The sequence below is a fragment of the Rhizobium sp. Root1212 genome, from assembly GCF_001424985.1.
Classification (GTDB): domain Bacteria; phylum Pseudomonadota; class Alphaproteobacteria; order Rhizobiales; family Rhizobiaceae; genus Pararhizobium.
Genome location: NZ_LMDA01000001.1, coordinates 942,511 through 965,617, shown reverse-complemented (window position 1 = coordinate 965,617; position 23,107 = coordinate 942,511). Strand labels below are relative to the sequence as shown.

At 62.9% G+C, this 23,107-nt stretch carries 21 protein-coding genes, 1 tRNA gene and 1 riboswitch; of the genes, 14 read left to right on the top strand and 8 right to left on the bottom strand.

Annotation, left to right across the window (positions count from 1 at the left end):
- Positions 1–51: 51 nt before the first annotated feature.
- A complete protein-coding gene (locus ASC86_RS04585; protein WP_056316651.1) occupies positions 52–1,236 on the bottom strand; it encodes an O-succinylhomoserine sulfhydrylase in 1,185 nt (394 codons plus the stop codon).
- Between the two features lie 42 nt (positions 1,237–1,278).
- A riboswitch (SAM riboswitch) is annotated at positions 1,279–1,357 on the bottom strand.
- Positions 1,358–1,432: 75 nt separating this feature from the next.
- Here ASC86_RS04585 and ASC86_RS04580 point away from each other — a divergent pair.
- From ASC86_RS04580 to ASC86_RS04545, 8 genes are all read left to right on the top strand, one after another.
- Complete coding sequence (locus ASC86_RS04580; protein WP_056316649.1) at positions 1,433–2,530, top strand: 2'-deoxycytidine 5'-triphosphate deaminase; 1,098 nt, start codon at positions 1,433–1,435, stop codon at positions 2,528–2,530.
- Between the two features lie 196 nt (positions 2,531–2,726).
- Positions 2,727–3,239 carry a hypothetical protein gene (locus ASC86_RS26465; RefSeq protein WP_056316646.1) on the top strand — a complete coding sequence of 171 codons (513 nt, stop codon included), beginning with the start codon at positions 2,727–2,729 and terminating at the stop codon, positions 3,237–3,239.
- Positions 3,236–3,748, top strand: a complete 513-nt coding sequence (locus tag ASC86_RS04570; protein ID WP_056316642.1) for a hypothetical protein — start codon at positions 3,236–3,238, stop codon at positions 3,746–3,748. The genes ASC86_RS26465 and ASC86_RS04570 overlap by 4 nt, the downstream gene beginning before the upstream one ends.
- Positions 3,745–4,020 (top strand): hypothetical protein, encoded by a 276-nt coding sequence (locus ASC86_RS04565; protein WP_056316640.1) that lies wholly within the window; start codon positions 3,745–3,747, stop codon positions 4,018–4,020. Before ASC86_RS04570 ends, ASC86_RS04565 begins: the two co-directional genes overlap by 4 nt.
- 239 nt (positions 4,021–4,259) lie before the next feature.
- Positions 4,260–5,615: an O-antigen ligase family protein gene (locus tag ASC86_RS04560; protein WP_156386895.1), complete on the top strand. Its 1,356-nt coding sequence runs from the start codon at positions 4,260–4,262 to the stop codon at positions 5,613–5,615.
- 42 nt (positions 5,616–5,657) lie between these two features.
- Positions 5,658–6,569, top strand: coding sequence for an aldo/keto reductase (locus ASC86_RS04555; RefSeq protein WP_162244971.1), 912 nt, complete (start codon positions 5,658–5,660; stop codon positions 6,567–6,569).
- Positions 6,569–8,224 carry a GMC family oxidoreductase gene (locus ASC86_RS04550; RefSeq protein ID WP_056316631.1) on the top strand — a complete coding sequence of 552 codons (1,656 nt, stop codon included), beginning with the start codon at positions 6,569–6,571 and terminating at the stop codon, positions 8,222–8,224. The genes ASC86_RS04555 and ASC86_RS04550 overlap by 1 nt, the downstream gene beginning before the upstream one ends.
- Before the next feature lie 68 nt (positions 8,225–8,292).
- Positions 8,293–8,366: transfer RNA gene (locus ASC86_RS04545), tRNA-Gly, on the top strand.
- Between the two features lie 7 nt (positions 8,367–8,373).
- On the opposite strand, the gene ASC86_RS04540 is transcribed toward ASC86_RS04545, so the two are convergent.
- The gene (locus tag ASC86_RS04540; protein ID WP_244477519.1) at positions 8,374–10,278 is read right to left on the bottom strand and encodes a glycosyltransferase family 2 protein; all 1,905 of its coding nucleotides are present in this window, start codon (positions 10,276–10,278) and stop codon (positions 8,374–8,376) included.
- Positions 10,279–10,377: 99 nt separating this feature from the next.
- Here ASC86_RS04540 and ASC86_RS04535 point away from each other — a divergent pair, with 99 nt between their 5' ends.
- On the top strand, positions 10,378–11,265 hold the full coding sequence (locus ASC86_RS04535; protein ID WP_056316624.1) for a transporter substrate-binding domain-containing protein: 888 nt from the start codon (positions 10,378–10,380) through the stop codon (positions 11,263–11,265).
- Between the two features lie 103 nt (positions 11,266–11,368).
- On the opposite strand, the gene ASC86_RS04530 is transcribed toward ASC86_RS04535, so the two are convergent.
- The 3 genes from ASC86_RS04530 to ASC86_RS04520 all read right to left on the bottom strand — a co-directional run bounded on the left by ASC86_RS04530 (position 11,369) and on the right by ASC86_RS04520 (position 13,264).
- The gene (locus ASC86_RS04530) at positions 11,369–11,779 is read right to left on the bottom strand and encodes a tellurite resistance TerB family protein (protein ID WP_056316621.1); all 411 of its coding nucleotides are present in this window, start codon (positions 11,777–11,779) and stop codon (positions 11,369–11,371) included.
- 73 nt (positions 11,780–11,852) lie between these two features.
- Positions 11,853–12,587, bottom strand: a complete 735-nt coding sequence (locus ASC86_RS04525; protein WP_082509868.1) for a thermonuclease family protein — start codon at positions 12,585–12,587, stop codon at positions 11,853–11,855.
- Between the two features lie 14 nt (positions 12,588–12,601).
- Positions 12,602–13,264, bottom strand: coding sequence for a helix-turn-helix transcriptional regulator (locus ASC86_RS04520; protein ID WP_056316618.1), 663 nt, complete (start codon positions 13,262–13,264; stop codon positions 12,602–12,604).
- A gap of 211 nt (positions 13,265–13,475) precedes the next feature.
- Here ASC86_RS04520 and ASC86_RS04515 point away from each other — a divergent pair, with 211 nt between their 5' ends.
- Positions 13,476–14,564 (top strand): calcium:proton antiporter, encoded by a 1,089-nt coding sequence (locus ASC86_RS04515; RefSeq protein ID WP_056316615.1) that lies wholly within the window; start codon positions 13,476–13,478, stop codon positions 14,562–14,564.
- A 96-nt stretch (positions 14,565–14,660) separates the two neighbouring features.
- Positions 14,661–15,539 carry a DMT family transporter gene (locus tag ASC86_RS04510; protein WP_082509866.1) on the top strand — a complete coding sequence of 293 codons (879 nt, stop codon included), beginning with the start codon at positions 14,661–14,663 and terminating at the stop codon, positions 15,537–15,539.
- A gap of 7 nt (positions 15,540–15,546) precedes the next feature.
- On the opposite strand, the gene mntR is transcribed toward ASC86_RS04510, so the two are convergent.
- Positions 15,547–15,990 carry a manganese-binding transcriptional regulator MntR gene (gene mntR / locus ASC86_RS04505; RefSeq protein ID WP_056316613.1) on the bottom strand — a complete coding sequence of 148 codons (444 nt, stop codon included), beginning with the start codon at positions 15,988–15,990 and terminating at the stop codon, positions 15,547–15,549.
- A gap of 205 nt (positions 15,991–16,195) precedes the next feature.
- Here mntR and ASC86_RS04500 point away from each other — a divergent pair, with 205 nt between their 5' ends.
- The 3 genes from ASC86_RS04500 to ASC86_RS04490 all read left to right on the top strand — a co-directional run bounded on the left by ASC86_RS04500 (position 16,196) and on the right by ASC86_RS04490 (position 19,534).
- Positions 16,196–17,554, top strand: coding sequence for an Nramp family divalent metal transporter (locus ASC86_RS04500; protein ID WP_056316610.1), 1,359 nt, complete (start codon positions 16,196–16,198; stop codon positions 17,552–17,554).
- A 72-nt stretch (positions 17,555–17,626) separates the two neighbouring features.
- Positions 17,627–18,361 (top strand): class I SAM-dependent methyltransferase, encoded by a 735-nt coding sequence (locus ASC86_RS04495; protein WP_056316607.1) that lies wholly within the window; start codon positions 17,627–17,629, stop codon positions 18,359–18,361.
- A 153-nt stretch (positions 18,362–18,514) separates the two neighbouring features.
- Positions 18,515–19,534 carry a Tim44 domain-containing protein gene (locus ASC86_RS04490; protein WP_156386931.1) on the top strand — a complete coding sequence of 340 codons (1,020 nt, stop codon included), beginning with the start codon at positions 18,515–18,517 and terminating at the stop codon, positions 19,532–19,534.
- A 91-nt stretch (positions 19,535–19,625) separates the two neighbouring features.
- Here the strand turns inward: ASC86_RS04490 and ASC86_RS04485 are convergent, their stop codons facing one another.
- Positions 19,626–20,687 carry a GH25 family lysozyme gene (locus tag ASC86_RS04485; protein ID WP_056318268.1) on the bottom strand — a complete coding sequence of 354 codons (1,062 nt, stop codon included), beginning with the start codon at positions 20,685–20,687 and terminating at the stop codon, positions 19,626–19,628.
- Between the two features lie 195 nt (positions 20,688–20,882).
- Positions 20,883–23,093 carry a 3-hydroxyacyl-CoA dehydrogenase NAD-binding domain-containing protein gene (locus ASC86_RS04480; protein ID WP_056316601.1) on the bottom strand — a complete coding sequence of 737 codons (2,211 nt, stop codon included), beginning with the start codon at positions 23,091–23,093 and terminating at the stop codon, positions 20,883–20,885.
- Between the last annotated feature and the right edge of the window lie 14 nt (positions 23,094–23,107).

The window sequence follows — 23,107 nt, the reverse complement described above, 5'->3', positions numbered from 1 at the left end:
AAAACGCCCGCGGGAAGCGGGCGTTTGGAGCGTGATGCAGGCGGTACGTGCTCAGGCTTTGACCGAGCGCAGCGCCTGGGCGAAATCGTCGATCAGGTCGGCGCTGTCCTCGATGCCGGCGGAGAAGCGCACGGTGCCGGGCGAGATGCCGAGTTCGGCGCGGGCCTCGTCCGAGAGGTTCTTGTGCGTGGTCGTTGCCGGATGGGTGATCAGGCTCTTGGAATCGCCGAGATTGTTGGAGATGACGACGACGTCGAGCGCGTTCTGCAGCGCAAACGCCGCTTCCTTGCCGCCCTTCAGCTCGAAGCAGACCAGCGTCGAGCCGCCGGTCATCTGGCGGGCGATGATGTCCGCCTGCGGATGGTCCTTGCGGCCGGGATAGATGACCTTGGCCACCTGCGGCTGCTCGGCGAGGAAATCGGCAAGGCGGGCGGCGTTTTCCGTCTGCTGGCGCACACGCAGCGGCAATGTCTCGACGCCCTTCAGCAGCGTCCAGGCATTGAACGGCGAAAGCGCCGGGCCGGTGTGGCGGAAGTAGTCGTGCAGGTTCTCGTCGATCCAGTCCTTGCTGGAGAGCACGATGCCGCCGAGGCAGCGGCCCTGGCCGTCGATATGCTTGGTGGCGGAATAGACGACGACATGGGCGCCAAGCTCCAGCGGCTTCTGGAACAGCGGCGTCGCAAAGACGTTGTCGACGATCACGGTTGCGCCGATCGCATTGGCGATTTTGGCGACGCCGGCGATATCGACGATTTCCAGTGTCGGGTTGGTCGGGCTTTCGAGGAAGAAGACCTTGGTGTTCGGGCGAACGGCGGCTTCCCAGTTTGCGAGGTCGCGGCCATCGACGAGCGTGAACTCGACGCCGTATTTCGGCGCCAGCGTTTCGACCACCCAGCGGCAGGAGCCAAAGAGCGCGCGTGCTGCGACGATGTGATCGCCAGCCTTGACCTTGCAGAGAATGGCGGAAGCGACGGCGGCCATGCCGGAGGCGGTGGCGCGGGCGTCTTCGGCGCCTTCCAGCATGCACATGCGCTTTTCGAACATGTCGTTGGTCGGGCTGCCGTAGCGGGCATAGATGAAGCCGTCGGTCTCGCCCTTGAAGCGCGCTTCGGCGGCTTCCGAGCTGTCATAGACGAAGCCCTGCGTCAGGAAGATGGCCTCAGAGGTTTCGCCGTGGTTCGACCGGGTTGTTCCGCCGTGTACGAGCTGCGTTGCCGGGCGCCAGTTTTTGCTCATATCAGTCACTTTCAAAACAAAAAAACCGGCCGCAAAAGCAGGCCGGTCCGAGACCCGGCCTTTTTAGCTATTTATTTTACGTGGCTGCAAGCCGGCCGGCCAAATCACCACGGGATAAAGCTGCAATACTGCCGATCCCGGCTTGCGTCAATTCCCCAGTTTTGGTTTGTCTGAAGGGAACATCAACGGACGGCTCATGGCTCGCAAGACAGGTATATTGGCGGATCGCGCAATCGCCGCTCTCTTTGAACAGGGGCGGCTTGCCAGCGAGGCTGCGCTGGATGCGGATCAGATACAGCCGGCAAGCCTCGACCTGCGTCTCGGCTCCACTGCATTTCGTGTCCGCGCCAGCTTCATGCCCGGCCCCGGCCATCTGGTGGCCGACAAGCTCGACCGGCTGCAGCTGCATGTCATCGACCTCAGCGAGGGGGCGGTGCTGGAAACGGGCTGCGTCTATATCGTGCCGCTGATGGAAAGCCTCGATCTGCCGGCGACCATGTCGGCCTCGGCCAATCCGAAAAGCTCCACCGGCCGCCTCGATATCTTCACCCGCGTCATCACCGACCGGGCGCAGGAGTTCGACAAGATCCCTGCCGGCTACAAAGGCCCGCTCTATCTCGAAATCAGCCCGCGCACCTTCCCGATCATCGTGCGCCGCGGCTCGCGCCTGTCGCAGATCCGCTTCCGCATCGGCCACGCGCTTCTGAGCGAAGCCGAAGTGATGGCGCTGCATGAAAGCGACGTGCTGGTCGCCAGCGACACGCCGAACGTCTCCGGCGGCGGTATTGCGCTTTCGATCGATCTCAAGGGCACCGGAGCCGATGGCCTGATCGGCTATCGCGGCAAGCATCACACCTCGGTCGTCGATGTCGACAAGAAGGGCGAGCACGGCATCTACGATTTCTGGGAACCGCTCTATAGCCGCGGCCGCGACGAGCTGATCCTCGATCCCGATGAATTTTATATTCTTGTCTCGCGGGAGGCGGTGCATGTGCCCCCGCATTTCGCCGCCGAGATGACGCCGTTCGATCCGCTCGTCGGCGAGTTCCGCGTCCACTACGCCGGCTTTTTCGATCCCGGCTTCGGCGATGCCTCGGCCGGCGGTACCGGCAGCCGTGCGGTGCTGGAAGTACGCAGCCACGAGGTTCCCTTCATCCTCGAACACGGCCAGATCGTCGGCCGGCTGGTCTACGAGCATATGATGGAGCGGCCCGAGGCGCTTTATGGCCTGATCGGCACCTCGAACTATCAGGCCCAGGGCCTGAAGCTCTCCAAGCATTTCCGCTCCGAATAGCCTGCTGCTTTTGGCTGGCTGGCCTTGATTCGGTACCTCTTTCGGGTGCCGTTTCCGCATTGTCTTTGCACCCTCCAAACTGGGGGGTGAGAGGGCAAAACCCGTCCGATACGCTCATTTTACCATTTGTTAATAAAGACAAAGCGGCGGGGGCGCGGCGCCCGACAACATCACCGACTTCAATACGAAGGAGGATTTGCTACTGCTCAATCTGCGGTCGCTCGGCCCGACGGCTCTGCCAACCGACAAGGTGACGCTAGTTGCCAATACAAACCCCGTGGCGACCTCCGCGACCGGCGGCCAGTTCCTTTACGAAACCGACACCGGCAAGCTCTTCTTCGACAAGAACGGCAAGCTCGGGGGCGGCCTCTACCACATCGCGACCCTGACGACGAAACCGGCGCTGACGGCCGCCAACCTGGTCGCCGACAGTTTTTTGACGCTGCCCCGACTGGAGGGCAAAACCGCTTCGGAAACGGCGACGTCCCTGCTCAAATCCGGAACGAGCGGTAATGACACGCTCAAGGGGCTCGCCGGCAACGACCTGCTGTTCGGCGGCTACGGTGATGACAAGCTCGATGGCGGAGACGGCAATGATCGCCTCGTCGGCGGCTATGGCATCGATACGCTGATCGGCGGCAACGGCAACGATTTCATCCGCACCGGGTCGCAGGCGCGGGCAATGTCGATCTTTATGCGGAGACCGTGAAAGATACCGTCGATGCCGGCGCCGGCAATGACCGGGTGATCATCGACAACAGCGATGCGGCCCTCGGCGGCAGCGGTGTCGATACGCTCGTCCTCCAGTCCCGCCCGTCCGACAAGGGCGCCGCTCCCTTGCTGAAACTGGATTTCGCCCTGATCACGGCAGCCAAGGTGCAGACCTTCGGTCTGGGAGCGACGGCAGCCGGTCAGTTCGAAAACGTGGACGTGTCCCTGGACGGCCTGAAGGCGGGCTCAACGCTCTCCGGCACGGCCGGTGATGACAAGCTGATGTTCGGCATCGTGCCTCCGTCGGACGGCGGGCCTCTGACGGGAAGCGGTCAGGGCGGCTCGATCTTCGGCCGGGGCGGAAACGACTACATTTCTGGATCGGCCTTTCCGACAAGCTGGATGGTGGCGCCGGCGACGACATCATCCGCAATTTCGGCGGCGATATCATCACCCTCGGGCAGGGGGGCGATCAGGTCTATACCTCGCAAGGCGCAGGCGGCATGACCATCAAGGATTTCACCGCCTCGGACACGATCATCTTCGAGCAGTTGGAGAACACAGGCCTCAATCTGGTTTTCGACTCGACCAAGCTCGCGATCGGCACCATGACCCAGGGCGCGCATGCGGGGCTCGCGCAATTCCTCTACAACCCGGCGACCGGCAGCCTCATGCTCGACACCAACGGATCGATCACCGGCGGCGTGGTGACGGTGGCCTTGCTGGAGCATGCGCCGACGCTGGCGGCCAATCAGTTCGCGGTGGAGTTCTATCTCTGACGGCTTCGACGTTCGTAGCTCGTGAAGGACGATAAGTCTTAACCCCTGCGGGGTGCAACCTTACCCAAAGGTATGTCTGCGCACGAAAATTGCCTAATCGACACGGTCGTCGTTCGAATGTGTGATAGGCGCACCCGGTCAACTTAGTGCGTGAGGCGATCCGCGACCCCTTGTACCGGCTGGAGGACCGAAGCATGCCCCCGTCGCTCAAGGCGACTCATGATAGGCAAATTGCCGCCGTGGAGACGAACGACACGCCGTTTCCGGGCCGGAGGACGTCGACGCGCGGCAAGGCGGCGGAGCCTGTGCGCGCCAAATCCGGTCTTTCGCTATTGGTCGTCTTCTTCCTCGGCAGCCTTTTCATTCCGTGGCTGTGGTCGATCGGCCCGGTGATCATCTCGCCATTTCGCCTCATCCTGATTTTCAGTGTCGTGCCCTGTCTGTTCATCTGGGCCGGCGGCAAGGCCGGAGGCTTCCGTTTTGCGGATTTCATGATCCTGTTCCATGGCCTCTGGTGCATCGTCGCGCTTGCGGCCGTCCATGGGTTAACGACCGGGGTGCAATCGGGCGGCATCATCTTTGTCGAGACGGTCGGCGCCTATCTTCTCGGCCGTTGTTTTGTCCGCAATGCCGATCAGTTCCGGGCCGTCGTTCAGGTGCTGTTCTGGGCCGTCGCGATCATCCTTCCCTTCGCGTTGGTGGAAGTCGTCACCAACAAAAACGTCGCCCTTTCTTTCTTCTCGAGTTTCTTCCCCACGCATGTCCTTGCCTTTAACGAGCCGCGCTGGGGTTTCCGCCGTGTGCAGGCCGTATTCGAACATCCGATTTTGTTCGGGGTGTCGTGCGGTGCCATTCTGGCGCTGGTTCACCTCGTGCTCGGCGATAGAGGAACCGCATTCCGGCGCTGGACGCGCTCGGGCGTCGTTCTGCTCACGGCGTTCCTTTCCCTGTCGGGCGGCCCGATGACGGCCATGGCCGCGCAGATCGGACTTTTGTCGTGGAACTGGCTTCTCCGCAACAATGAGAAGCGCTGGCTGATCGTCTGGGCGCTGGTTGCGGCGATGTATGTCTTCATCTCGCTCGCGTCCAACCAAACGGTCCCCGAATTCTACCTGACCTATTTCTCCTTCGACAAGGGCTCGGCCTATTATCGGATTCTCATCTGGCATTTCGGTTCGGGCTCGGCACTGAATCACCCGCTTTTCGGCGTCGGCTTCAATCGTTGGGATCGCCCCATGTGGATGCCGGGCAGCATCGATATGTTCTGGCTCTATTCCGCCGTTCTCTTCGGATTGCCCGCCGGCTTTTCCATGATGCTGGCGTTCCTTTCCACGGTGTGGACGATCGGGCTGAAAAAGGGACTGGATGCAACGCGCCTTCAATACCGCACTGCTTTCCTGATTGTCATGACCGGTTATTTCCTGGTCGGCTGGACGGTTCATTTCTGGAATGCGACCTATGTGCTGTTTCTCTTCCTCCTGGGAAGCGGCAGCTGGCTGGTCGAAGTCGAGAAACCCGCCCCGGCGCGCGCCAAACGGCAAGTCCGGCAGCCCCGGCTGGCCCCCACGACCACCCCGCAACCCGACCCCGCGTGACATGCGCGCGACCCTGCCGTTCGCATGGAGAAGGATGAAAATGTGGACTATCGCGTCATAGGAAATACGGACCTCACCGCATCCGTCCTCGGCCTCGGCACGTCGAGACTGACGTCGGTCTCGACGGGGCTGTCGCGCCGCCAGGGGCTGGGTCTCATTGCGGCTGCGGCCGATCAGGGCATCAATTTCATCGATACCGCCGATATCTACGGACAGGGCGACAGCGAGGCCGTCATCGGGCAGGCGATCAAGGGCATGCGGGACCGCTTCATCGTCGCCACCAAGGTCGGGTACCGTTTCGGCGAAAAAAGCGGTTTCCTCGTCAAGGCGATGCCGCTGTTGAAACGGGCACTGCGTCCTTTCAAGGGCGCGCGACGCTTTGCGGCCAGCATGCGCAACAACGCCCACGACAGCAACCTGATCACACAGGATTTCTCCGCGGCCTATCTGGTCGCCGCCGTCGACAACAGCCTGCGCCGGCTGGGCACCGACTATGTGGACATCCTCTATCTGCACGATGCCCCCTCGGGCTTCGAAAAATCGGAAGGTCTGTTCGAGGCTCTGTCGCTGATCCAGCGGGCGGGGAAGGTGCGGTATTTCGGCATCTCCGCCGAGCATGACGACGCGCTGAAGACCGCCTGCTCCAACCCGCTGCTGCGGCTGGTGCAGACCGATCTGCACCCCTCCCGTTCCAGAGAGACATTCTCCTCGATCGAAGACGCCGGAAGAGGCGTCGTCGTCAACAAGGTGTTTTCCCGCGGTCAGGAAGAGGCCGTCAGCGCCTTTGCGCAGCGGCACGGCGTCACCGTGCGGCAAGTGCTTCTCGGCTATGCCCTCCGGCAGCCGTTCGTCGCCTCCGTGCTCACCGGCACCACCAACCGCGATCATCTCTCCGAAAATATCGCCAGCGTCCGCATGGCCAGGCATCTTCCCTATGAGGAGCTGGGCATCTGATGGTGCGGGCCAGCCCACCGCCCCACGGGAGCGTGACGGACTGCGACCTGCTCGTCATCGGCAGCGGCCCGGCGGGCATCACGGTTGCTTCGGCGATGGCGGGCACGGCCTGCCGTGTCGTGCTTCTGGAAAGCGGCGGCCCGCGCGAAACACCGGAAAAACGCGACCTGTTGCGGGGATATGTCTGGCCTCAGGGAAGCCATGAACCTCTCGAAAACAACCGCCGCCGCCAATTCGGCGGAACCTCGACGGCCTGGGGTGGCCGCTGTATCCCATTCGATCCCATCGATTTCATGCCGCGCGAGTGGGTTCCACTGAGTGGCTGGCCGAGCCCGTGGGAAGATGTGAGCCTTCATCTGGCGCATGCAGCGTCGCTCTGTGAGGTCGGCGATCCCGTCTTCGACGTGTCCTCCGCCTTCCCGGAGCGGCCGGCGGAAATGATCGCAGGCTTCGGAGAGGCAGACATCAGCTCCGCCCAGCTTGAGCGTTGGGGCCCGCCGACGAACTTCGCCCGGCGTTACGGGCCGCAGCTGGAGCGGAGCGAAAATGTAACCGTCCTGTTGAACAGCACCGCGACCGCCCTGAGGCTTGATCCCGCGACAAGGCGTATCGGCAGCGTGGAGGTCGCGGTGAGCGCCGACCATCGTTTCCAGATCCGTGCTCGAAGGGTCGTGCTCGCCTGCGGCGGGATCGAAAATGCGAGGATATTGCTGGCCTCGAATGACGTGATGGTTGCCGGTATCGGCAACGAGTTCGACACGGTCGGGCGCTATTACATGTCCCATCTGAGCGGGATGCACGCCTGGGCGGAATTGAAGGATCGTGGAAAGAGCCTCGTCTTCGACTTCGAAAAGCACGCCGGGACCTATGTGCGGCGCCGTCTATGGGTGACCCCGCAGGCGCAGCAACGGGAGCAGATCGGCAATTCCATCGCAACTTTCCTCACCCCGTTCACGGATGACGGCTCGCAATCGACCGCGCTGTCGTCGGCGATCTTCCTTGCGAAGTTCGGCATCGGTTTCGCCCGCCAGCGGCGCTTGTCGCATATCGCCGACCACAAGAAGCTGCTTTTCGAGCATGCGTCCCGCGTCATCAGGAATGCCCCGAAACTTGTGCCGCAGGTCGCGGAGGCGGTGCGGCAACGCTATTTTTCCGGTCGACGCCTTCCCATTCTCCTGCCGCGAAAGGAAGACCTCCACAACCGTTTCGGCCTTTGTTACCAAACCGAACACGCACCGAACGCGGAGAGCCGCGTCGTGCTGCACACAGAGCGCGACGCGTTCGGTATTCCCCGCGCCGAGTTGCGGGCGGCGTTCAGCGAGATCGATGTTCGAACCGTCGTTGCAACGCATGCCCTCATCCGAAAGCAATTGCGAAATACCGGAACCGGCGACCTGATCTACAATGAAGACAGCCTTCGGGACGAGGTGCTCGACCGGCTGCGCACATTCGATTCAGCGGCGCATCACATCGGTACCACGCGCATGTCCTCCAGCCCGCGCGATGGCGTCGTCGACAGGGATTGCCGGGTCCACGGAACGGAGAACCTGTTTGTCGCAGGTTCCTCGGTCTTCCCGACAAGCGGTCACGCCAATCCCACGCTGATGATCGTGGCGCTCGCCCATCGTCTGGCCGATCATCTCAAGAGCGTATGAGACATCTTTTGCGGAAGCGGGTTTCGTCTTGACACCCGCGCGCGCATGGTGGAAAGCTCAAGCCCAACGCGGGTATGATGTAATGGTAGCTTGTCAGCTTCCCAAGCTGATCGCGCGGGTTCGATTCCCGCTACCCGCTCCAGCTTTCTTTACTTCTTCACCGGCTCATGCGGCGTCTTGTTCCAGACGAACGGTTTCGTGCGCAGTTCGATCACTGCGCGCCAGGCGGCAAGCGATAATGCCAGCCAATAGACCGGCGTCAGCATCCAGCGCCAGCCGACGGCGCGGCGTTCGGCCCGGCTCATTCCCACGCGTCCGAGCGCGACGAAAACTCCGTAGCTTCCGAAGATATTGACGACATCGGCGACGAACAGCCAGAAGGAAAGCGCGCTGCTCGTATGGCTGCCCTGTTCGATCATCAGCCAGCTCAGATAGACGATGAAGCCGATGACCAGCGGGTGGCAGAGGGAGGAAAACAGCATGCCGCCAATCAGCACCTGAAAGGCTAGGAAACCGCCCCAGCCCATTTCCTTGCGCAGGCGGCGCGGTTTTCGCATCTGCACCAGCCAGGTTTGCAGCCAGCCCTTGTACCAGCGCGTGCGTTGCTTCAGCCAGATGTCGAGCGTGGTCGGCGCGTCCTCGTAGGTGGGCAGCGACACGACGCGGGCGCGATATCCCTTGCGATAAAGCCGCATGCCGAGATCGGCATCCTCGGTGACGTTGTACGGGTCCCAGCCGCCGACCTGCTTCAGCGCCGCGGTGCGGAAATGGTTGGATGTACCGCCGAGCGGCAATGGCAGACGTGCGGCCGCCAGCATCGGCAGCAGGCCGCGAAAGAGCGCCGAATATTCCAGCGCAAACAGGCTGCTCAGCCAGGATTGCTCCGCATTGGTGACGAAGAGCGGGGCCTGCAGGCAGGCCGTGCGGCTGCTCATCCGGCAGAAAGCCGCATGCGCCTGCCGCAGCTGGCCGGGGGAGGGGCGGTCCTCGGCGTCATAGACGGCAAGCAGGCTGCCGCGCACGCCGGTCAATGCGTAAGTCAACGCTTTCGGTTTGGTGCGCGGATTGCGCACCGGCACGCGCACGATCTCGTATTCCGGCGGCAGCTTCATCGATTCGAGCAAGCCGATCGTACCGTCGTCATCTTCTTCGCAGACCAGCTTGATATCGAGGCGGGAGCGCGGCCAGTCGAGCCGGTTCAGCGCCTCGATCAGTTGCGGCACCACGGCCTCCTCATGATAAAGCGCCACGAGCACCGAATAGACCGGCAGCGGATGTTCCTTGGGCAGGCTGCGTGGCCGGCGGGTGTGCTGGCGGCGTTCGCGGGCCTGGGCAGATAGGAGTGCAACGAAGCGCAGAACGAAGTTGGCGAGGAAAAGCAGGCTGAGAAGAATGTGCGTGACGAGCACCGTCAGAAACGGCATGGCGTAGATGGCCGCGAGGATGCCGCTCGCCAGCATGCCCGCATAAAAACCCTGCCGGCCCCAGAAGATGATGCGGGCGCTGTAGAGCGGCATGGTTTCCGACAGTTGTCGCCCGGTTTCCGCGACCCGCCGGGTCCGTCCCGCCTGCCAGGCGGCGCGGCGGATTTCCGAGCGGGTCGAGATCGCAAGCCGTGGGCGAAGCTCCGGGTGAAGGCGTAGCCGCTCCCGAAGCGGACCCAGTTGTGAAAGCCGCGGCGCCATCACTCGGATCGGTCGGGCAAGCGGCGGCTGCAGGAGAAGCACTTCCGGCCGGCCAAGCTGGCTGTCGAGGCCCGGCAGGTCATGGACCTCGTTCGCGGCGATGTGTTTCAGGAAGGGGAGGCCGAGGGTTTCGGAGATCGCCTCGAAATAGGTGGCTTCATCGATCAGGCCGTTCGCCAGAAGCTCTTCTTCAAGCGATGTGCCGTGATCGGTGGCAAGCCGCATGGCGCGGGCGATGGCCGGCTTGCCGATACCCATTTTCAGGAGAAGCGTGCCTTCGGCCACGAGATCCGGTGAAGGCGCGGGCGCAAGGGCATCGGCGCCTGTCGGTCCCGTTGTGGGCGCGCGGGCGTCCTTTGCGGTAGCCATTCCCGAATTGTGAGGATATTCTGTGAAGCGCATGCAGCCCCGTGGCCGGCCCCGGCGTGTTTTGTGCTCAAGATGAAATGTGACCCCGGATTGATCTTAATGCGGCCTGCCCGTTGCGCATCCTTAAAATTTTATGGGTTTTTCGTTGCTTGCGTATTTTCGCTCGCAGCGTCAGTTCACGCGCAATCGCCCGCCGTCCCGTCACCGGAGGCCAAAGCGGCCGATCTGCCGCTCCTGTTCGACGCGAGAGAGCGCATCGCCAAGCCAGATCTGAGCGGGCTCGCACGTTTGCGTTTCCTGACTACGGTCGATTTCCCGCCGTTCAATTTTATCGATCAGTCAGGCCGGCTTTCCGGCTTTAACGTCGATCTCGTGCGGGAAATCTGCCGTGATCTCGAAATCGAGGACAAGTGCCAGATCCAGGCGGTTGCCTATGCTGATCTTGTTCCGGCGCTGGAAAAGGATCAGGGAGAGGCGATCATCGCCGGCATCGGCATCACGCCGGAATTGCGCCAGCGCTTCTCTCTGTCGCGTGTCTATATGGCGCTGCCCGCCCGTTTTGCCGGCAATCGCCGCGTGGTGGGTGCGGATACCACGCCAGCCGCCTTTGCCCACAAGCCGGTCGGCGTCGTCGCCGGCACCACCCATGAGGCCATGGCCCGCGCCTTCTTTCCGGGCATGGAGATCAAGCCCTTCCCGGCGCGACCGGCCATGCTGGAAGCCCTGAAGAAGGGCGATGTCGCCGGGGTGTTTTCCGATGGCGTGCAGCTGTCCTTCTGGACGGCCGGCACAGAGGCCGGCGGCTGCTGCCTGCTGATGGACGGCGCCTATTTCTCGCAGCGGTTTCTTGGCGAGGGCCTTGCCATCCTTAACCGCAAGGCCGATCCGGCCCTGACGCAGGCGCTGAACCATGCGCTGCTCAATCTGTCACGCAGCGGCCGGCTGAACGAGATCTATACGCGCTATTTCCCGACGGGAATATACTAGAGTATGTCAGGTTCAGATTGAACCAGACATACTCTCGATTCTTTTGTTTTCGTTTGTCTTTTCTGGAAAACCGGTTCCCACTTTTCCCTGACAAACTCTAAGCTTATTTACGGAAGCGGGCGATGGCCGCGCGCTCGATGGCGGCGCAGGTCAGCTTGTCGAGGCCCAGCCGGTCGCGTAGCAATTGCAACAGCCGGATTTCCTCCTGACGGAGCGCAAGATCGGCGGCGGCGATTTCGACCGCCAGTGCATAGGCCGTATCGTGGAGCCGCGCGGGCAGTGCTTCGCGCACCAGTTCCAGCGCGATATCGAGCCCTTCGGGGCCGGACAGCAGCTGGGCGCAGTCGCGGGCTATCCGCACCAACTCCTCGTCGTCAAAACCCTCGAACACCGGCAGGAAGCGGGACAGCCGGCCGATGCGCTCCAGTTCGCCATCGGTCATCGTCCGGTCGACGGCCGACATCATGACCATGACGTGGATGAGAGCTTTATGCTGGGTAAGGCTGCTGTTCATCGGTGTTCCCTTGGTTGACTGTCCGCCACTTAGGCATGGGGCGCGCCGATTGCAATCCTGACCCAGCTTGTTTTCACGGCTCCGGCGCGGCGCCTCGCGGATCGTCACCATAGAAGCCGATCTTCTTGGCACGAGCCGCGGCAACGCTGTCACCGAGCGGAGAATTGGCGGATGCCTCCGCCCAGCCGTTCTCCGCAAGCCATTGGGCGGGATCAGCGTCACTGATGCTGCAGCGGGCGGTGATCGTGCCCTGCCACTTGTCCGCGGGCACCATGCAGCGCAGGGCGCGGGCGCGCAGATATCCGCGGAAGGCAGTGCGGGCGACCAGCCCGCAAGGCCAGGCTTTCTCGCCTTCACCGCATTGGCGCTCGGCCGATTGCGGCTCGATGCCGTCGAGCTGCAGCGTGCCGTTTTCGAACTGGATCGTGCCGGCCGAAAGCGCCGTCGGGTGGCGCAGCACCTGCAGCTCCGGCTCGGCTTTGGCGACGAGCTCAGAAAGCGGCGCGCGCGCCTCGACGCGGGTCAGCGGCTCGGCCGTCACCGCCTCCGGCATGCCGAAACTTTCGGGCTCGATGCTGCGGGTCGGTTTGTTTTCCTCCTGTCCGGCGACATCGGGAACGGTGTTTTCGGGCTCGGGAAGAGTCCCGTCGTCTTCCGCCGCCGGTATGTCATCCGGCGTTTCCAGCGTGAAATCCGGCGTCGCGGCACTTTCCCGCCCCTGGATCGTGGCTTGGCCGCCCATCAGGATCAGCACGGTGAGGCCGATAGCGGCAAGGCCGCCCAGGAATGTCAGCAAATGCCGCTTCATCGCGGAAAACGATCCTATTGGCTGGCCCAGATGATCCGCGCGATCCATTCGATCTCGTTCATGTCGAAGGTGCGGTTCGGGTGTTCGGGGTTGAGCGACAGGAGTTCGATGCTGCGCGGGGTCTGCCGCATAAGCACCTTGGCCATGACCTCGCCTTCGCCGGTCTTGACGACGACGCGGTCGCCGCGGCGGATCTGGGCGCCCGGCTCGACGATGAGCACGTCGCCGTCGCGGTAGAGCGGCAGCATGCTGTCGCCCTGGATTTCCAGCGCATAGACGCCGCCGCGGGCATCCGGCGGCGCGGGAAAATCCACCACGTCCCAACCCTGGCCGGCGGGAAAGCCGCCATCGTCGAAAAAGCCGCCCGCGCCGGCCTGGGCGAAGCCGAGCAGCGGGATCGACGAGCTTTGCGGCGGAAAGCTGCCTTCCGGCAAGCTGCCGGCGGGCTCCGGCCGCAGGAATTCCATGAACTGGCCGATGGTCGCGCCGGTGGCGTCGAGCACCTTGGCGATCGATTCCGTCGAGGGCCAACGCTCGCGGCCATCGACGGAATGGCGCTTGGACTTGTTGAATGATGTCGGATCGAGGCCGGCGCGGCGGGCAAGGCCGGATGGCGACAGCTGGTGCCGCTCGGCCAGTGCGTCGATCGCGCCCCATATCCGGTCATGTGAAAACATCGGTGCGCCTCCTGCGACGGTAAAGCCGGATGCTCTCCTTTTTGGGCACGCCACATTCTAGCGAAGCAGTCGCCGGCAGTAAAGCGGAACAGGAAAATAATCCTGTTCCCTCACTTGCCTTCCTGCGGGTAGGATCACGGCCCTTTCGATTGAAATGCGGAAGCCGGCCCCTATACTCGTTTTGCCGAAATCCCGCCCGCGAGGCCTGCCGTTGCCCGTCTCCGTAAGATCCGAATTCCTGCTTCTGTTGGCGGTGCTTGCCGCCGTCGCCGGGCTGTATCTCGAGCATGAACTGCTGGCGGCGGGAAGGCTTGCAGCCCTTGCCGGCGCGGGCCTGCTGGTCGTCGCCATCGTCATGGCCTCGATGCGGGTCGCCCACCACGCGGAGGTGCTGGCCGCTAAGGTCGGCGATCCCTATGGCACGATGATCCTGACGCTGTCGGCCGTCGTGGTCGAGGTCGTCATCCTCGCGATCATGATGGGCAAGGAAAGCTCGCCGACGCTGGTGCGCGACACGATCTATTCGGCGGTCATGCTGGATGTGAACGGCATTCTCGGCCTTGCCGCCCTGCTCGGCGGGCTCAAACACGGCGAGCAGCCCTATAACGATGATTCGAGCCGCACCTACAGCGTCATGATCCTGACGGCGATGGGCATTTCCATGGTGGTGCCGGAATTCGTGCCGGCGGCGAAATGGCACTATTATTCCGCCTTCACCATCGTCGCGATGATCACGCTCTATGCGCTGTTCCTGCGCATGCAGGTGGGGGTGCACAGCTATTTCTTCAGCTACAGCTATCCCAAGCGCGCACCGCGAAAGACGGCAAGTACAGCGCCGCGAAACGATCCGGTCTCCGTCTCCATCGCAACGCTGGTGGTCGGCGTGATCGTCATCGGCGTGCTGGCCGAGGTGATGTCGGGACTGCTGACGGAAGGGCTGAAGGGCAGCGGCGCGCCGCCCGCCATGGCGGCCATCGTGGTTGCCGCCATTTCCGCAGCCCCCGAGATCATGACGGCGATGCGGGCAGCCCTTGCAAACCGTATGCAGGCCGTCGTCAATATCGCGCTCGGTGCGTCGCTCTCGACCGTCATCCTGACGGTGCCGGTGATGGAGGCGATCGCGCTCTACACCGGCCAGCCCTTCGTCATGGCCATGAGCCCGGTGCAGACGGTGATGGTCGCCATCACCCTCATCGTCGCCGCGATCAATCTCAACGACGGCGAAACCAACGCGATCGAGGGCATGACCCATTTCGTGCTGTTTTCCACCTTCGTCATGCTGTCCGTATTGGGTATCTGAACCCGGCAAGTTTTCGCCACATTAAGGGCCCTTTCGCGGCCGCTTGCGCCGGAGTATCAGGGTTAAGGCGCGCATCTGCGCCGGGGGAAGCCTTCCGTGAACAAGTCCGTCCTGTCCGGCATCGTGCTGACGATGTTTTCCTATTTGATGTTTTCGGTGCAGGACGCCTCGGTCAAGTGGCTGGTGGCGGCGATCCCCGTATCGCAGATCCTGTTTACGCGCAGCGTCACGATCCTTGCGATCTGCCTGGCGGTCGGCCGCCGGCAGGTCGTCGTCGATGCCTGGCATTCGCCGGTGCTGAAGCCGATGTTCCTGCGCAACATCCTGCTGCTCGCCGCCTGGCTTTCCTATTACAACGCCGCCCGCGAGCTTGGCCTCGCCGAACTGACGACGTTCTACTATGCCTCTCCGATGCTGATCACCATTCTCGCCGTGCCGATCCTCAAGGAGGATGTGCCACTGCTGCGCTGGGTCGCCGTCGTCGTCGGCTTCGTCGGCGTGCTCGTCGCCTGCGATCCCATGGGAACCGGCCTGAAGCTCAGCCTGCCGGTGCTGCTTGCGCTGCAGGCGGCAACGTTCTGGGCGATTGCCACCGTGCTGCTGCGCAAGACGGCGCTGCAGGAGCGCAGCCTGGTGCAGATGACGCTGTCGAGCAGCTTCTTCATCGTCTTCACTGGCCTCGCCATGACCGTCTACTGGGTGCCGCCGACGCTGGCCGACGTCGCGCTGATGACGGGGACCGGGGTGATCGCCGGCATCGGTCAGTACGCGATGTTCGAGGGCATGCGCCGCGCGCCGGTTTCGGTGCTGGCGCCGTTCGAATATTCCTCCCTCGTCTGGGCCTTCATCCTCGGCTTCCTGATCTGGGGCGATATTCCCGATAGCGGCGTGATCTTCGGCGCCGGGCTGATCTTCTCGGCCGGCATGATCGTGCTGTTCGGCGAACGCTTCGGCCGCCGCTTGCGGGTCGGCTGAGCTTTGATCAGCTCTTGCGGGCGATGAACGCGCGGAAGGCTTCCAGCGTTTCCCGGCTGACATGGTGCTCGATGCCCTCGGCGTCGATGCGCGCCGTCTCCGGGCTGACACCGAGGCAGCGCAGGAAGGCTTCCACCGTCTGGTGCCGCGCGCGGCTTTCCTCGGCCACCTTTTGCCCAGCCTCGGTCAGGAACACGCCACGATAGGGTTTTCGCGAGACGAGGCCGTCGGCGGCAAGCCGCGCCAGCATCTTGGCGACCGTCGGCTGCGCGACGCCGAGACGGGCGGCGATATCCACCTGCCGCGCCTCGTTGCCATCCTCGATCAGGTCGGCGATCAGCTCGACATAATCCTCCACCAGCGCACCGCGCCGCGCCTCGCGGGTTTGCCGGAAACCCTCGGAATGAATGTCCGCATCGGGAAGCGGGCGGGGGGTGGAGCGGCGGGCCAAATCTCTTCTTTCGGTGAGACATCACGGTTGCTGTTTCATAGCATGGGCGAAGACTTTTCCTAACCCTTTGTCTTTTTGTCCACGGCGGCGGCATTTGACCGGGCGATAAAAAGCCTCATCGATACAATATAGCATATTGCATAATGTTGAGCCCTAGCGTAGTTTTTGGAGACCAACCCGATTTCGCCCTCCCGGAGACCAGAGCATGTCCAATTCCGACGCCGCCATTTCCGCTTCCGAAGGCTGGCGCGTGACGGATACGCCGGAGGCGCCACGCCTGAGCCTGCCGGAGGTGAACTCTACCGTCACCGTTCCGCAAGGCGGCACATGGCTGCGTCGGATGTTCGCCTTCATGGGGCCGGGCTATATGGTCTCGGTCGGCTATATGGACCCCGGCAACTGGGCGACGGACATCGCCGGCGGTTCGCAGTTCGGTTATACGCTTCTCACCGTCATCCTGCTTTCGAACCTGATGGCCATCGTGCTGCAGGCGCTGGCCGCCCGGCTCGGCATCGCGACGGGCCGCGACCTGGCGCAGGCCTGCCGCGACAGTTATCCGCGGCCGGTCAATTTCCTGCTCTGGTTTGCCTGTGAAGCCGCGATCATCGCCTGCGACCTCGCCGAGGTGATCGGCACGGCGATCGCGCTGAACCTGCTGTTCGGCATCCCGCTGATCGGCGGCGCGCTGATCACCGCGCTCGACGCTTTCCTCGTCCTGTTCCTGATGCAGAAGGGTTTTCGTTATCTCGAAGCCTTCATCGTCGCGCTGCTGATCGTCATCGCCGGCTGCTTCCTTGTGCAGATCGTCGCCGCAGCACCACCGCTGGCGGGTGTGTTGGGCGGCTTCGTGCCGTCGAGCGAGGTGGTGACCAATCCGGCGATGCTCTATATCGCCATCGGCATCATCGGTGCGACCGTCATGCCGCATAATCTCTACCTCCATTCGTCGATCGTGCAGACCCGCGCCTATGAGCGCACCGAGAAAGGCAAGCGCGAGGCGATCAAGTTCGCGACCCTCGACAGCACCATCGCCCTGATGCTGGCGCTGTTCATCAATGCCGCGATCCTCATCCTGGCCGCCGCCGTCTTCCACGCCAACGGCCGCACCGATGTCGCGGAAATCGAGACGGCTTACGAACTCCTGTCGCCGCTGCTCGGGCTCGGCATCGCCTCCACTTTGTTTGCCGTGGCGCTGCTCGCCTCGGGCCTCAACTCCACCGTGACCGCGACCCTTGCCGGCCAGATCGTCATGGAAGGCTTTCTGCGCCTGCGCCTGCCGCATTGGGCGCGCCGGCTTGTAACCCGCGGTCTCGCCATCATCCCGGTCGTCATCGTCACATGGCTCTACGGGGAAAAGGGCACGGCCGAGCTTCTGGTGCTGAGCCAGGTGGTGCTGTCGATGCAGCTGCCTTTCGCGGTTATCCCGCTCGTCCACTTCGTCTCGGACAAGCGCAAGATGGGCACCTTCGCCATCCCGAAATACGTCTCCGTCATCGCCTGGCTGATCGCCTCGATCATCGTCATGCTCAACCTGAAGCTTCTTTTCGAGACGTTCTTCAGCTGAAGGCAGCGCCTCTTGCCCGGTCCTTCATTCCATGAAAAGTGCATGGATGAAAGACAAGAACAGAGGCATGTTATGAAGCAGAACATCTACGACGACCCGACCTTCTTCACCAATTACAGCGCCATGCCGCGCTCGACGGGTGGCCTGGAGGCGGCCGGCGAATGGCCAGTCCTGCAGGCGATGCTGCCGGATCTTGCTGGAAAGCGGGTGCTCGATCTCGGCTGTGGTTTCGGCTGGCATTGCCGCTATGCCCGCAGCGCCGGTGCCGCATCCGTGGTCGGCGTCGATCTCTCGGAAAACATGCTGGCCCGCGCCCGCGCCATGACCGACGATGCCGCGATCGACTACCGCCTGATAGCGATCGAGGACATGGATTTCCCCGCCGAAAGCTTCGACGTGGTGCTGAGTTCGCTGGCGTTTCATTATTTGGCGGATATCGCGGCCGCCTTTGCCGCCGTGCGCCGCGTGTTGAAAACAGCAGGCCGCTTCGTCCTCTCCGTCGAGCATCCGGTCTTCACGGCACGGGCCGAGCAGAACTGGTTCTACGGGCCGGACGGCGACATCCTGCACTGGCCGCTGGATGATTATCAGGCCGAAGGCATCCGCCATGCGAGCTGGCTCGCCGATGACGTCGTCAAGTATCACCGCACCGTGGCGAGCTGGGTCAACACGCTGATCGACAGCGGCTTTGCCATTTCGAGGGTCGCCGAACCCGGCGTCACGGAAGAGGCCATTGCCGAGCGCCCGGACCTCCGGCACGAAAACCGCCGGCCGATTTTCCTGCTGATGTCCGCAACCGCAAACTGACGTCTTTTCCGTGCCTTGGCACAACCTCAGAGCGGAACAAAACCCCGCTTTACCGTGAAAAGAGACCTCCGAACCTTATTTTTGGAGGCCCCCATATCTATATCCCAGCAAGGGCGCGCGGATGTTCTGCGCGAAAAGGATAAAGGGATGCTGATGCGACGTTTTGGACGAACTCTTGCGATGTTGGCGATCGCGATGATGACCACCCTGATGGTGGTCGATCTGGCGGAGGCTCGCCGCGCCGGCGGTGGTTTCGGCAGCCGCGGCTCACGCACGTTTTCCCCCGCACCCGTCACCCGCACCGCGCCCAACAATGCCAATTCCATCGACCGCACCATGACGCCGCGGCCGGAAGGCCAGTCGGCGACGCAGCCCGGCTTCAACCAGCCGGGGGCGGCGCAGACCCGCCCCGGCGCCCAGCGTCCGGGCGGCCTCTTCGGCGGTTTCGGCGGATCGATGCTCGGCGGCCTGATGATGGGCGGCCTGATCGGCATGATGCTCGGCGGCGGAATGGGCGGCGGTATCGGTTTCCTCGGCCTTTTGCTGCAGGTGGCCCTGATCTTCGGCGCCATCACGCTTGCCATGCGTTTCTTCGGTCGCCGCCAGCAACCGGCCTATTCGGCGGGGCCGCAGTCCGCGACCGGCAATGGCCCGCTCCATCGCGAGCAGGCCTATGGTGGCACTTCCGCAGCCAAGCCGTCGTTCAAGATCCCGCAGATCGGCGGCGGCTCGGCCGCGCCGAAACAGGCAGTCGCAGACACCGACGAGATCGGCGTCGGTGGGGATGATCTCAGCCGCTTCGAGACGATGCTGAAGGAGGTTCAGGCCGCCTACGGTGCCGAGGATTACGCTACCCTTCGCAAGCTGACGACGCCGGAAGCCATGTCCTATCTGGCGGAAGAACTGAGCGACAACGCCACCAGCGGCCTGCGCAACGAAGTCCGCGACGTGCATCTCGTCCAGGGTGACGTCGCCGAGGCCTGGAACGAAGAAGGCCGTGACTACGCCACCGTCGCCATGCGCTACGAAAGTATCGACGTCATGCGCGACCGCAATACCGGCCGTGTTGTCGAGGGCGACCCGGACAAGCTGACGGAAGCCGTCGAACTCTGGACCTTCGTACGCCGCCCCGGCGGCGAATGGCAGGTTTCGGCTATACAGGGCGCTTCTTAAACGTCAGGACTGCAAGAAACACAAAGGCCGGCGGGATAAACTCCGCCGGCCTTTCTGCTTTTCTGAAACCGTGAAAGATCGGCCGGGGTTCTCAGCCGGCCTTGGCATCTACCCAGGCGTGCCAGTCTTCCTCGCTGCCACGGAAGACATTGAGGTCGATACGGCCTTCGACGCCACGGGAGAGGCCCGAGCCAGAATACTGCCAGAACACCCACTTGCGGTTCGGGTAGCGCTTGGACGGATGCGCGGCGACCGAGCGCAGCCAGAAGGGATGGTTCGGGAACTCGCCGGTCAGGTTGTCCTCGTAGAAATCCGGTGCGGTGTAGATAATCGGGCGCTGACCGTAGTGCTGCTCCAGCTTGTCCATGAACACGCGCATTTTTTCCAGCACCGTGGCGCGGGAAAGACGGCGCTTGCAGCTCGATTCTCCATTGTATTCGACGTCGATGACCGGGGGCAGGGCGCCCGCCTCGCGCGGCACGTTGCGGATGAACCAGTCGGCCTGCTCGCCGGCCGTACGGCACCAGTAGAAGAAGTGATAGGCGCCGCGCTTGACGCCGGCTTCCTTGGCCTTGCGCCAGTTGGTCTTGAACATCGGATCGAGATGATCGCCGCCGTCGGTCGCCTTGATAAAGGCGAAGTTGGCGCCCTGCGTGCGCAGCTTCATCCAGTCGATATCGCCTTGCCAGCGCGAAACATCGACGCCGTGAACGGCATGCTTGCGCGGCGAGGCCTTGCCGAAATTGATCGGATGCGCATCGCGGAAGCTGTGGCCGTATATCTGCAAGCGGCCGCCGCGGCGCGGCTTGATGATCGCAGGCTCCGCCTCGATCTGGGGCAGGTTCGGTGTCAGCATGGCGACGGGGCGGTCTTCGGGTAGCGGCATGCCGGCGGTTCTGTTGACGTCGCCGAAAGCCTGCGGCTCCGGCATCTGGCCGGCCCAGGCCAGCGCTTCCGGCTCGGCCTGCTGCGCTGGCGCTGCCTGCGCCGCGGCCTGCCCGACGGATGCAGCCGGAATGACGGCGGGCACGATCGAATTCGTCGTTTCCTTGGAGGTCAGGCCGGCCGAAAGGCTTTCCGGTCCTGAACTGGAGGTGCAAGCCGACAGAGCGACGCAGCAGAGAAGGAGTGCTGTGGCAGCCGAAAGACGCATGACAAACCCGTAAGCAAAACAAAAACCGAGCGGCATCCGCGCCGCCAAAACCTTTTGGCGCGAATTGCTAACGGAGTTTTACCAAAAAAGGCTGAATGCAATCTTTACAGCGTGACCGAAACGCCACGGCCTGTGCGATCTTCAAAAAAAGCGGGCTACGAGAGCCCGCTTTTCCATTTGGTAACGGATACGTGATCAGGCCGCAGCCTGCGTCCTGTAAGGATCGAAGCGGCCGTAGAAGGTCTGGCCCTTGGCGGCCATGTCCTTCAGAAGCGCGGTCGGCTTGAAGTGATCGCCATAGGAGGCCGCCAGCTTTTCGCACATCTCGACGAAGGTCTTGACCCCCATGCCGTCGATATAGGACAGCGTGCCGCCGGTATAAGGCGCAAAACCGAAGCCGAGGATCGAGCCGACATCGGCCTCGCGCGGATCGGTGACGATGCCTTCCTCGACCGTGCGGGCCGCTTCCAGCGCGATGGTGCCGAGGAAGCGCTGCTTCAGCGTCTCGACATCGAAGTTTTCTGCCGGCTTCTGCGGGAAGAGGTCCTTGAGGCCGGGCCACAGGAACTTCTTGGCGGGCTTGGCCGGATATTCGTAAAAGCCCCTGCCGTTCTTGCGTCCGCGACGGTCGAGATCGTCGACCATCTTGTTGATCAGCGCCATGTGCTTCGGATCGACGGAGGCCTCGCCGAGATCGGCAATCGAGGCCTTGAGGATCTTTTGGCTCAGATCGACGGCAACTTCGTCGTTGAGCGACAGAGGGCCGACCGGCATGCCCGCCATCTTGGCGGCATTTTCGATCATCGCCGCCGGCACGCCTTCGATCAGCATGTCATAGGCTTCGTGGATATAGCGGAAGACGCAGCGGTTGACGTAGAAGCCGCGGGTGTCGTTGACGACGATCGGCGTCTTCTTGATCGCGGCGACGAAATCGAGCGCGGTCGCCAGCGCCTTGTCGCCGCTTTCCTTGCCGAGGATCACTTCCGTCAGCATCATCTTCTCGACCGGCGAGAAGAAGTGGATGCCGATGAACTGGTTCGGGCGCCTGGAGTTTTGGGCCAAGCCGGTGATCGGCAGCGTCGAGGTGTTGGAAGCGAAGATGGCATCGTCGCCGATCACGGCTTCGACCTTCTCGATCACGTCCTTCTTGACCTGACGATCTTCGAACACAGCCTCGACGACCAGCTTCACATCCTTGAGATCGTTGTAATCGGCAGACGGCGTGATCAGCGCCAGCAGGGCTTCACCCTGTTCCTGCGTCATCCGGCCCTTGCCGATGGAATCCTTGACCAGACCTTCCGAGTGCGTCTTGCCCTTTGTTGCCGCCTCGATATCGCGGTCGATGAGGATGACGGGGATGCCGGCTGCCGCCGTCACATAGGCGATGGACGCGCCCATGAAGCCCGCGCCAACGACGCCGACAGTCTTGAACTCGCTCTTTGGGACACCGGCCGGGCGACGTGCGCCCTTGCCGAGTTCCTGCATCGAGATGAACAGCGAGCGGATCATAGAGAAGGCTTCGGTGGTCTGCAGGACTTCCGTGAAGTAACGCTGCTCGACCTTGAGCGCGGTATCGAACGGCAGCTGCAGGCCTTCATAGACGCATTTGACGATGGCGAGTGCGCCCGGAAAATTGCCGTTGGTCTCGCGGCGCAGGATGGCGGAAGCGGCCGGCCAGAGCTGGGCCGCAGCCGGTGTCCAGATGCCGCCGCCCGGCGCCTTGAAGCCCTTTTCATCCCAGGGCTGGACCGGCTTCAGGCCGTTCTTCAGCATGGCCTTGGCGGCATCGATCAGCTTGTCGGGATCGGCAAGCTCATGCACGAGGCCGAGCGCCTTGGCGCGCTGCGGCGTTAGCGCAGAGCCGGTGGTCATCATCTGCAGGGCATCCTGCGCATTGGTGAGGCGCGGAACGCGCTGCGTGCCGCCGGCGCCGGGGAAGATGCCGACCTTGACTTCCGGCAGGGCGATCTTGACCGATTTGGAATTGGAGGCAACGCGACCATGGCAGGCAAGCGACAGCTCGAACGCGCCACCCATGCAGGTGCCGTTGATTGCCGAGACCCACGGCTTGCCGGAGGTTTCCAGCTTGCGAAAGAGGCCGGTCATCTGGCCGCAGAGGTCGAACAGTTTTTGTGCGGCACCTTCCGGGTCGCGGGCCTTCTCTTCGTTGTAGAAGGTGAACATGCCCTTGATCATCGACAGGTCTGCGCCGCCCGAGAAGGTGGACTTGCCGGACGTGACGACCACGCCCTTGATGGCGGCATCGGCAACCGTCTGGTCGACGATGGCATCGAGTTCGCGCAGGACATCGGCCGTGAACACGTTCATCGACTTGTCCGGCATGTTCCAGGTGACGAGCGCGATGCCGTCCGCGTCGGTTTCGACGGTGAAGTTGGTATAGCTCATGTCTTTCTCCCGAA